The organism is Saccharomonospora iraqiensis subsp. paurometabolica YIM 90007 (assembly GCF_000231035.2).
In the GTDB taxonomy this organism is placed as follows: Bacteria; Actinomycetota; Actinomycetes; order Mycobacteriales; family Pseudonocardiaceae; genus Saccharomonospora; species Saccharomonospora paurometabolica.
On the sequence record NZ_KI912225.1, the window covers coordinates 109,384 to 117,806 of the forward strand.

An 8,423-nucleotide genomic window follows, 5' to 3' on the forward strand; every position below is an offset into this window, starting at 1 on the left:
CTCGACGTCCCGGTCGAGGCCCGCGAGCCGGTGCAGCTGTTCGGCCACCACCCGCGCCTTGAGCTCCCGCTGGGCCCCGGGGTCGGCGTGCTGCCAGTCGCACCCGCCGCACAGTCCCGGCCGGGCGACCGGGCACGGCGGCTCCACCCGGTCCGGTGAAGGGGTCAGCACCGACACCGCGTCGGCGCGGCAGTACGAACCACCGTGGTCCTCGGTGATCTCGGCCAGGACCCGCTCACCGGGCAGCGCGTGCCGCACGAACACGACCCGGCCCTCGGCCCGGGCCACGCAGTGCCCGCCGTGGGCCACGGCGCCGACCTCCAGCTCGACCCTGCGTCCCGTCCAGTCCAGTGTCACCGGCCCGCGCTCCCGTCGCCGTTGTCCCCGGTCCTGTCCCCCTGCCCACCGGTGTCGGTCGTGGCCCCGGAGTCGTGCAGCCCGCGCCGCACGTCACCGGCGACGGGGCGGCGACGGCGGCGTTCGGCGCGGCGCGACCGCCGCCGGGACGACTCCAGCTGCCACGGCACGCTGGTGACCATCACGCGCGGCTGGAACAGCAGCCTGCCCTTGAGCCGCAGCGCCGTCTGGTTGTGCAGCAGCTGCTCCCACCAGCGTCCCACGACGTACTCGGGGATGAACACGGTGACCACGTCCCGGGGCCGGTCACCGCGCACCCGCCGCACGTAGTCCAGCACCGGCCGGGTCACCTCCCGGTAGGGCGACTCCACGACCTTCAGCGGGATCGAGATCCCGCGCCGGTTCCACTGCCGCTGGAGCGCGCGCGTCTCGGTGTCGTCGACGTTGACGGTCACGGCCTCCAGCACGTCGGGGCGGGTCGCCTTGGCGTATGTGAGCGCCCGCAGGGCCGGGCGGTGGAGCTGGGAGACCAAGACGATCGCGTGGTTGCGGGCCGGGAGCGTCACCTCCTGCTCCGTCTCGGCGAGCTCCTCGGCCACCCGGTCGTAGTGCCTGCGGATGGTGCGCATCAGCAGGTAGATCACCGCCATCGCCACCAGCGAGATCCACGCCCCGGCGAGGAACTTGGTCACCAGGATGACCACCAGCACCGAGGCCGTGGTGACCAGCCCGATCGTGTTGACCACCTGCGCCCGGCGCATCTGCCGCCGGGCGTGCGGATCGGTCTGCTCGGCCAGCGCCCGGTTCCAGTGCCGGATCATGCCGCTCTGGCTGAGCACGAACGCGACGAACACGCCGACGATGTAGAGCTGGATCAGGTCGGTGACCTCGGCCTCGAATCCGATCACCAGGACGACGGCGAGTCCGGCCAACAGCAGGATGCCGTTGCTGAACGTGAGCCGGTCACCGCGGGTGTGCAGCTGGCGCGGCAGGAACCGGTCCTGCGCCAGCGTCGAGCCGAGCACCGGGAACCCGTTGAACGCCGTGTTCGCCGCGAGCACGAGCACCAGCCCGGTGATGACGATCACATACCACACGGCGGGGGCGAAACCGCTGAACACCGCCCCGGCGAGCTGGGCGACCAGGGTCTTCTGCTCGTACCCCTCCGGCGCGCCGACCAGCTGGGTCTCCGGGTCCTCGGCCACCACCACGCCGGTCACCTCGGCGAGGAACAACAACCCGAGGAACATGGTGACCGCCAGCGCGCCCATCCACAGCAGCGTGGTCGCGGCGTTGCGGCCGCGCGGCCTGCGGAAGGCGGGCACCCCGTTCGCGATGGCCTGCACCCCGGTGAGGGCGACACTGCCCGAGGAGAACGCGCGCAGGATCACGAAGACCAGTCCGAGCCCGGCCACCGCGCCGGTCTCGGCGGCCAGTTCGAGGTCCGCGCTCTCGGCGCGCAGCTCGTCGCCGAACACGACGGTGCGTACCGCGCCCCACACGATCATCCCGAGGATGCCGGCCACGAACGCGTACACCGGGATCGCCAGCAGCGTGCCGCTCTCCCGGACCCCGCGCAGGTTCATCGCGGCCAGCAGCACGATGGCGAGGACGGCGAACTCGACCTTGTGCTCGGCGACGAACGGCACGGCCGACCCGATGTTCGCCGCCGCCGAGGAGATGGACACCGCGACCGTCAGGATGTAGTCGACGGTCAGCGCCGCCCCGACGGCGAGGCCGAGCCGGGGCCCGTGGTTGACCGTCGCCACCGTGTAGTCACCGCCGCCCGCGGTGTAGGCGCGCACGTTCTGCCGGTAGGACGCCACCACGATCAGCAGCACGAAGGCGACCACGCCGCCGACCCACGGGCTGTACACGTAGGCTCCCGCTCCCGCGAGCGAGAGCATCAGCAGGATCTCCTCCGGGGCATAGGCCATGCTCGACAGCGGGTCGGAGGAGAACACCGGCAGCGCGACCCGCTTGGGCAACAGGGTGCGCGGCAGCCGGTCGCTGCGAAACGGCCTGCCCAACAGGATCCGCTTCGTGGCGGTAGCGAACTTGGACACGGCTGGAGCGTAGTTCGCCCCGGTCCGGACGAGGCCGGGCCGGGGTGGCCCCGTCCCGCCGGTCACCCGACCGGGACACGGCCCGCTCCGTCCGGGGCCGACGGGACCGTGCCCGTGCCGCGTGCGGGCGGGGGTAGGTTGGCGGGGACGAGGGAGCGTCGGCGGGGGACCGGACGACACGAGCCACTACCCGGCGCCAGCGGACAGGAGGAGGAGCAGCGTGCACGTGGTGATCATGGGATGCGGCCGGGTGGGCGCGTCCCTGGCCGCCGCGCTCGAACGACTCGGCCACGACGTCGCCGTGATCGACAAATCGCGCGAGGCGTTCCGTCGCCTGGGCAGCGGGTTCCACGGCCGCCAGGTGCTCGGCGTGGGTTTCGACCGCGGGGTGCTGGAGGAGGCCGGCATCGAACGGGCGGGCGCGTTCGCCGCGGTGTCCAGCGGGGACAACTCGAACATCATCTCGGCCCGGGTCGCGCGGGAGACGTTCGGCGTGGACCACGTCGTCGCCCGCATCTACGACTCCAAGCGCGCCGCGGTGTACGAACGGCTGGGGATCCCCACCGTGGCGACCGTGCCGTGGACCACCGACCGGTTCCTGCGCACCCTGCTCCCCGACGGCGCGGCCACCTCGTGGCGCGAACCGACCGGCACGGTGGCCCTGCTCCAGCTGCCCCTGCACGAGGACTGGATCGGGCACAGCGTCCGGCGGCTGGAGACCGAGACCGGATCCCGGGTGGCGTTCATCATGCGGTTCGGCACCGGCGTGCTGCCCGACGCGCGCACGGTGCTGCAGGCCGACGACGTCGTCTACGCGGCCGCGCTGTCGGGCACGGTCACCGACGTCACCAGCGTCGCGGCCAGGGCGCCGCGGGAGGAGAACTGATGCGGATCGCGATCGCGGGTGCGGGCGCGGTGGGCCGCTCCATCGCGAACGAGCTGGTCGAGGCCGGGCACACCGTCATGCTCATCGAGCGGCAGTCCGGACAGTTCGCCCCGGAGACCGTCGAGCAGGCCGACTGGGTGCTGGGCGACGCGTGCGAGGTGTCCACGCTGGAGGACTCCGGGCTCCAGCTCTGTGACGTGGTGATCGCCGCGACCGGCGATGACAAGGTGAATCTCGTCGTCGCCCTGCTGGCGAAGACGGAGTTCGCCGTCCGCCGCGTGGTCGCCCGGGTGAACAACCCGCACAACGAGTGGCTGTTCAACGAGAGCTGGGGCGTCGACGTGGCGGTGTCGACGCCGCGGATGCTGGCCGCCATGGTGGAGGAGGCGGTCAGTGTCGGCGACCTGGTCCGGCTGATGACGTTCCAGAAGAGCCAGGCGAACCTCGTCGAGATGACCCTGCCGACGGACACCCCGCTGGCGGGCACCGCCGTGCGCGAGCTCGCGCTGCCGCGGGACGCCGCGCTGGTGACCGTCCTGCGCGGCCACCGGGTGCTGGTGCCGCAGCCGGACGACCCGCTGGAGCCGGGGGACGAACTCCTGTTCGTGGCACCCACCGACGTCGAACCGGCCATCCGCAAGGCGCTCGGCGTGGCCGGCGGCTGAGACAAGCCCGGACGCCGAGGCACCCCGGGGGCCACCGAGGTTCCCGCCGGTCAGGCGCCTTGGGCGGGCGCCTCGCCGTACTTGGCCCGCAGTCGCGCCTCGATCTCGGCGTCGGTCTCCTCGGCCGTGTGCAGGACCTCCGCGAGCCGTTTGTCCGAGCGGCGCACCGCCCACACCACGACCAGCAGCGCCAGCCCGTACAGCGGATACCCCATCGCGATCTTGGCGAAGGCCAGCCAGCCCGTGTAGTCCTCGGCGTAGAGCCACTGCTGCACGACGAACCGCGCCGCGAACACCGCGGCCAGGGCCAGGGTGGCCACGTCGTAGCCGAACCGGGAGGGCTTGTCGCGGCGCCAGGCCATCCCCGTGCCGTTGAGGTAGTTCCACACCACCCCGGCCAGCGGCCAGCGCACCACCACCGACAACACGAGCACCCCGAAGTACACCGCGCTCGCCCAGATGCCGAACAGGAAGAACCCCTTCGCCGATCCGGTGCGGTAGGCGAGGAACGCGGCGATGGCCACGCCGAAGAACCCGGAGATCGCGGGTTGGACCGGCTCCCGGCGCACCACCCGCAGCACGGTGATCGCCACCGCGCTGCCGAGCGCCGTCCAGATCGCCGGCATCAGCCCGAGAACGGCGTTGGCGAGCACGAAGACGACGATCGGCACCGAGGAGTAGACGAGCCCGGACACGCCGCCCATCTGTTCCAGCAGCGTCGGCTCCGGGGTGTTCTCCCCGTCCGGGTCCGGCACCGTGGACGACTCCCCGTCCGCGTCCGGTCCGCCGGCCCGCCGGTCACCGCTGCCACCGCCGTCGCCGCTGTCACCGCCGTCGTCCCGGACACCCCCACCCCGGTCGCGCGCGGCCGGATCCGTGCCGTCGTCGGACGTCGGGGAACGCACGCCGTCGTCGCGGGGGTGCTCAGTCACGCCGGGCCACTCTCACTGGGTCGGTTGCAACAGTTCGTAGTACGGGTTGTACAGCACCTTGTGCCCGTCGCGCTCGGCCATCCTGCCCCGCACCTTGATCGTGCGGCCGGGTTCGATACCCGGGATGCGGCGCCGACCCAGCCAGACCAGCGTCACGTCGTCGGTACCGTCGAACAACTCCGCTTCCAGCGTAGCCGCGGCGCTACCGGGGCACAGATCGACGCTGCGCAACCTGCCCAGCACCGTGGCTTCCTCCCCGCAGTGGCAGTCGCACGCTCTCCGCGCACCGACCGCCTCGGACTCCTGCGAGAGATCGTCGGCGTCCAGTTCGGCGACGTCACTGGTCAGTTTCCGCACCAGCCGACTGAAGTAGCCGCCGTCTTTGGCGACCATAGGCGCCTGCTCCTAGGTTTCCCGGGGCCCCCCGACGGACGGCCCGTGCGTGCTTCAGCGTAACCCTGTCCGGGCAAGGGAATCCCGGACCGCGTCCGGATCGCAACGTGATGTCCGCTATCCCACGCGCCCGGGACGGCGACATCCGGCCGGACACCCCGGGTCGGGGGGAACGCCCCGGTTCCGCGCTGCCCGTCAGGCCCGTTGCTGGTTCTGCTGTCCCTGCCGGTTCTGCTGCTGGTCTTGTTGTCCCTGCTGCTGCCGGGCCTGTCCCGCGACGTGCGCGGCGACCGCCTCCGGCAGTGTGATCGACAACGGTGTGCGGACCGGCATGGGGTCCTCACCCCGGTCGACGACCGTGCCCCGGACGATGCTCCGGAGCACCTCGGGGGCGGTCGCCGCCTCCGACTGCGGACCGGCGATCACCCCGCGCAGCATCCACCGGGGCCCGTCGACCCCGACGAACCGCAGGGCCACGTCGTTGACCACCGCGGAGAGCTCCATCCCCCACTCGCCCCGGCCGAGGGTCACCCGGGCGCCGTCCGAGCGGAGCTGGTCGGCCAGCTCCTGGCTCACCTCGCGCCACAGGCCGCCCGAGCGCGGGGCCGCGTAGGCGGTCACCGTGACCTGGCCGTACCCGGTCACCACGTGGACCGCGCGCACCGTCTGGCTCGCCTGGTCCATCTCGACCTGGACCTGCGAGCCGTCCGGCACCGGGAGCCGGATCGAACCGAGGTCCATCCGCGCGAGGCCGTCGTCGGGCGCCTCGGAGACGTCATACGGGCCGTCGGGACGCCCATCCGAGGCGTCGTCCTCCCCGGCGTCCCCGACCACGCCCCCGGCGTCCGTCCCGACGTCCGGGTCCGCACCGGCGTCCTCGGTGCCCTCGGCCCCGGACGGGGCCGGGCCCTCGTCGCCGCGGTCGGCCTCGTCCCCGGCCGGTCCCTTCCTGCGCCTGCGTCCGAAAATGCCCACCTAGCTCTCCGTTCCGAGCGTGGCGTGCCCACCGGTCGACCCGTAGCCGCCCACTCCGCGTTCCGTCGTCTCCAACCGATCGACCTCGACGAACTCGGCGTGCTCCACCTTCTGCACGACCAGCTGCGCGATGCGGTCACCCCGGCGCAGCTCGACCAGTTCCGCCGGGTCGAGATTGATCACACAGACCCGGATCTCCCCCCGGTAACCCGCGTCGATGGTGCCAGGGCTGTTCACGATCGACAGCCCCGTCCGCGCCGCCAGCCCGGACCGGGGATGGACGAACCCGGCGTAGCCGTCCGGGACGGCCACCGCGACCCCGGTCCCCACGACGGCCCGCTCCCCCGGGGCGAGCCGCACGTCCGAGGTCGTCACCAGGTCGGCGCCCGCATCACCGGGGCGCGCGTAGGAGGGGGCCACGACGTCGGGGTCGAGGCGGGACATCGGAATCCGCACACTGGACACGGCACGGGAGACTACCCGGAACACGAAAACGGGTGGCCGGGTCGTCCCCGGCCACCCGGTCGCGTCCGGGGACCCCCTCCGGTGCCCACGCCGCCCCGTTCCGCGGTGAACCGCACTCGTCCGCGACGGCCGGTCGGTTCAGGCGCAGTCCCGGCAGATGAGATTGCCACCGGACTCCTCGGCGAGGCGGCTGCGGTGGTGCACGAGAAAGCACTTCGAGCACGTGAACTCGTCGGCCTGCTTCGGCACGACCTTCACCGTGAGGTCCTCGCCCGACAGTCCGGACAGGTCCGCCCCGGGGAGTTCGAAGTTCTCCCCACTGGCCTCGTCGTCGACGTCCACGACGCCGGACTGCGTCTCATTGCGCCGCGCCTTCAGCTCCTCCAACGAGTCCTCGGCCAACTCGTCGGCTTCGCTGCGACGCGGAGCGTCGTAGTCGGTCGCCATTGTCCTTCACCCCTGCGATCAGCTTCGGTACCAGGTCTCGCGGAACACCGGGCCGCGCCCGGACATTCCTCGTGCCGCTGGACAACGTTCCAGCGTCGGTGTTTGTGCCCGGAATCCGGCGTGAGGGAGGTCTCCATCGACACTCCGTCGTCACCCCTGAGCCCGGAGAGAGTAGCCCACCGCCTACCCCGACTCGAAGCTGGTCACGCAACCCCTAAAATACGTCACCCGACAGGGTTAAATCGCGGCGAGAGCGGGAGCCGGCGCGGCCGCCCGGCCGCAGGCACCACCCGCGCCCGCCGCACGGCCGCCGTGCGGCGCCAGCCACCGTGGTGACATCCGCTTGCGGTGGATCTCCACCGCGCACAGTGTCGACGTAGCGTGCGCGCGACGCCGACCGGCCGGGCACCCGGTCGGCCACGGTGCCGAAGGCACCCGGTCGGCCACGGTGCCGGGTGACCCGCACGACGAACGACGGAGGCCGCGTTCGCGGTCTCGGAGAGGACGGGCAGGTGTCGGGCACACGCTCCGGGAGCCGGCGGGGCCTACGGCCGTACCGGAGGCGGAAGCCGGTCCCCGCCCTGGTGCTGATCGCGGTCCTCGGCGTCGCCGCGGTCGCGGTCTGGATCAACGCATTGAACTCCGGGCAGACCTCGGCCGAGGCGATGGAGTGTCAGCCACGGCCGGTCCCGCCGCCGGACACGACGTTCACCCGGCTGTCCCACGACGCCCTGGACGACGTCGAACCGATCGCGCCGGGGGAGGTCCCGGTGCGGGTGCTCAACGCCAACAACACCCGTGGGGAGGCCACGATCACCACCGAGGTGCTGCGCGACCTCGGCTTCTCCTCGGTCGGTGAACCGGCCAACGATCCCGCCTACCCCGTGGGCCAGGCGAACTGCCACGGGCAGCTCCGCTTCGGCAGCGGGGGCGAACGGGCCGCCCGCACGGTGCAGCTGCTCGACCCGTGTCTCGAACTGGTGCGGGACGGCAGGGACGACGACTCGGTCGACCTCGCCATCGGGACGGAGTTCGACGACATCGCCCCTTCGGACGAGGCCACCGAGATCCTCGACCACCTCCGGGGACCGGCACCGGACGTGGAGGCCGGTGCGGCCGGCCGCTCCACCGCCGACGACGGCGGGGAGATCGACCCGGACCTGCTGGACGCGATCGGCCCCGAACACTGCTGAGCCCCGCCGCCCCGAGGCCCGGGGCCGGGCGGGCTCAGACCGCC

10 protein-coding genes are annotated in these 8,423 nt (G+C 72.4%); 3 read left to right on the top strand and 7 right to left on the bottom strand.

Annotated features, from left to right (window positions below):
• Together SACPADRAFT_RS0209250 and SACPADRAFT_RS0209255 are read right to left on the bottom strand one after the other, a co-directional pair.
• Positions 1 to 357 (bottom strand): TRAM domain-containing protein (locus SACPADRAFT_RS0209250; RefSeq protein ID WP_007025462.1); only part of this gene is annotated, 357 nt, incomplete at its 3' end.
• Positions 354 to 2,423, bottom strand: coding sequence for an APC family permease (locus tag SACPADRAFT_RS0209255; protein ID WP_007025463.1), 2,070 nt, complete (start codon positions 2,421 to 2,423; stop codon positions 354 to 356). The genes SACPADRAFT_RS0209255 and SACPADRAFT_RS0209250, both read right to left, overlap by 4 nt.
• Before the next feature lie 220 nt (positions 2,424 to 2,643).
• Here SACPADRAFT_RS0209255 and SACPADRAFT_RS0209260 point away from each other — a divergent pair, with 220 nt between their 5' ends.
• A complete protein-coding gene (locus tag SACPADRAFT_RS0209260; RefSeq protein ID WP_007025464.1) occupies positions 2,644 to 3,309 on the top strand; it encodes a potassium channel family protein in 666 nt (221 codons plus the stop codon).
• Positions 3,309 to 3,974, top strand: a complete 666-nt coding sequence (locus SACPADRAFT_RS0209265) for a potassium channel family protein (protein ID WP_007025465.1) — start codon at positions 3,309 to 3,311, stop codon at positions 3,972 to 3,974. The genes SACPADRAFT_RS0209260 and SACPADRAFT_RS0209265 overlap by 1 nt, the downstream gene beginning before the upstream one ends.
• 50 nt (positions 3,975 to 4,024) lie before the next feature.
• Here the strand turns inward: SACPADRAFT_RS0209265 and SACPADRAFT_RS26595 are convergent, their stop codons facing one another.
• The 5 genes from SACPADRAFT_RS26595 to SACPADRAFT_RS0209290 all read right to left on the bottom strand — a co-directional run bounded on the left by SACPADRAFT_RS26595 (position 4,025) and on the right by SACPADRAFT_RS0209290 (position 7,186).
• A complete protein-coding gene (locus SACPADRAFT_RS26595; RefSeq protein ID WP_007025466.1) occupies positions 4,025 to 4,906 on the bottom strand; it encodes a DUF3159 domain-containing protein in 882 nt (293 codons plus the stop codon).
• A 12-nt stretch (positions 4,907 to 4,918) separates the two neighbouring features.
• Positions 4,919 to 5,299, bottom strand: a complete 381-nt coding sequence (locus SACPADRAFT_RS0209275) for an OB-fold nucleic acid binding domain-containing protein (RefSeq protein WP_007025467.1) — start codon at positions 5,297 to 5,299, stop codon at positions 4,919 to 4,921.
• Between the two features lie 195 nt (positions 5,300 to 5,494).
• Positions 5,495 to 6,274 carry a DUF3710 domain-containing protein gene (locus SACPADRAFT_RS0209280; protein ID WP_007025468.1) on the bottom strand — a complete coding sequence of 260 codons (780 nt, stop codon included), beginning with the start codon at positions 6,272 to 6,274 and terminating at the stop codon, positions 5,495 to 5,497.
• On the bottom strand, positions 6,275 to 6,739 hold the full coding sequence (dut, locus tag SACPADRAFT_RS0209285; RefSeq protein WP_198048288.1) for a dUTP diphosphatase: 465 nt from the start codon (positions 6,737 to 6,739) through the stop codon (positions 6,275 to 6,277).
• A gap of 138 nt (positions 6,740 to 6,877) precedes the next feature.
• A complete protein-coding gene (locus tag SACPADRAFT_RS0209290; protein WP_007025470.1) occupies positions 6,878 to 7,186 on the bottom strand; it encodes a DUF4193 domain-containing protein in 309 nt (102 codons plus the stop codon).
• Between the two features lie 512 nt (positions 7,187 to 7,698).
• Here SACPADRAFT_RS0209290 and cei point away from each other — a divergent pair.
• Positions 7,699 to 8,379, top strand: coding sequence for an envelope integrity protein Cei (gene cei / locus SACPADRAFT_RS0209295; protein WP_007025471.1), 681 nt, complete (start codon positions 7,699 to 7,701; stop codon positions 8,377 to 8,379).
• Positions 8,380 to 8,423: the final 44 nt, after the last annotated feature.

Bases quoted from the DNA above. Each gene is read 5' to 3' on its own strand.
- SACPADRAFT_RS0209290 (WP_007025470.1), bottom strand. From the start codon at position 7,186: ATGGCGACCGACTACGACGCTCCGCGTCGCAGCGAAGCCGACGAGTTG.
- SACPADRAFT_RS0209275 (WP_007025467.1), bottom strand. From the start codon at position 5,299: ATGGTCGCCAAAGACGGCGGCTACTTCAGTCGGCTGGTGCGGAAACTG.
- SACPADRAFT_RS0209265 (WP_007025465.1), top strand. From the start codon at position 3,309: ATGCGGATCGCGATCGCGGGTGCGGGCGCGGTGGGCCGCTCCATCGCG.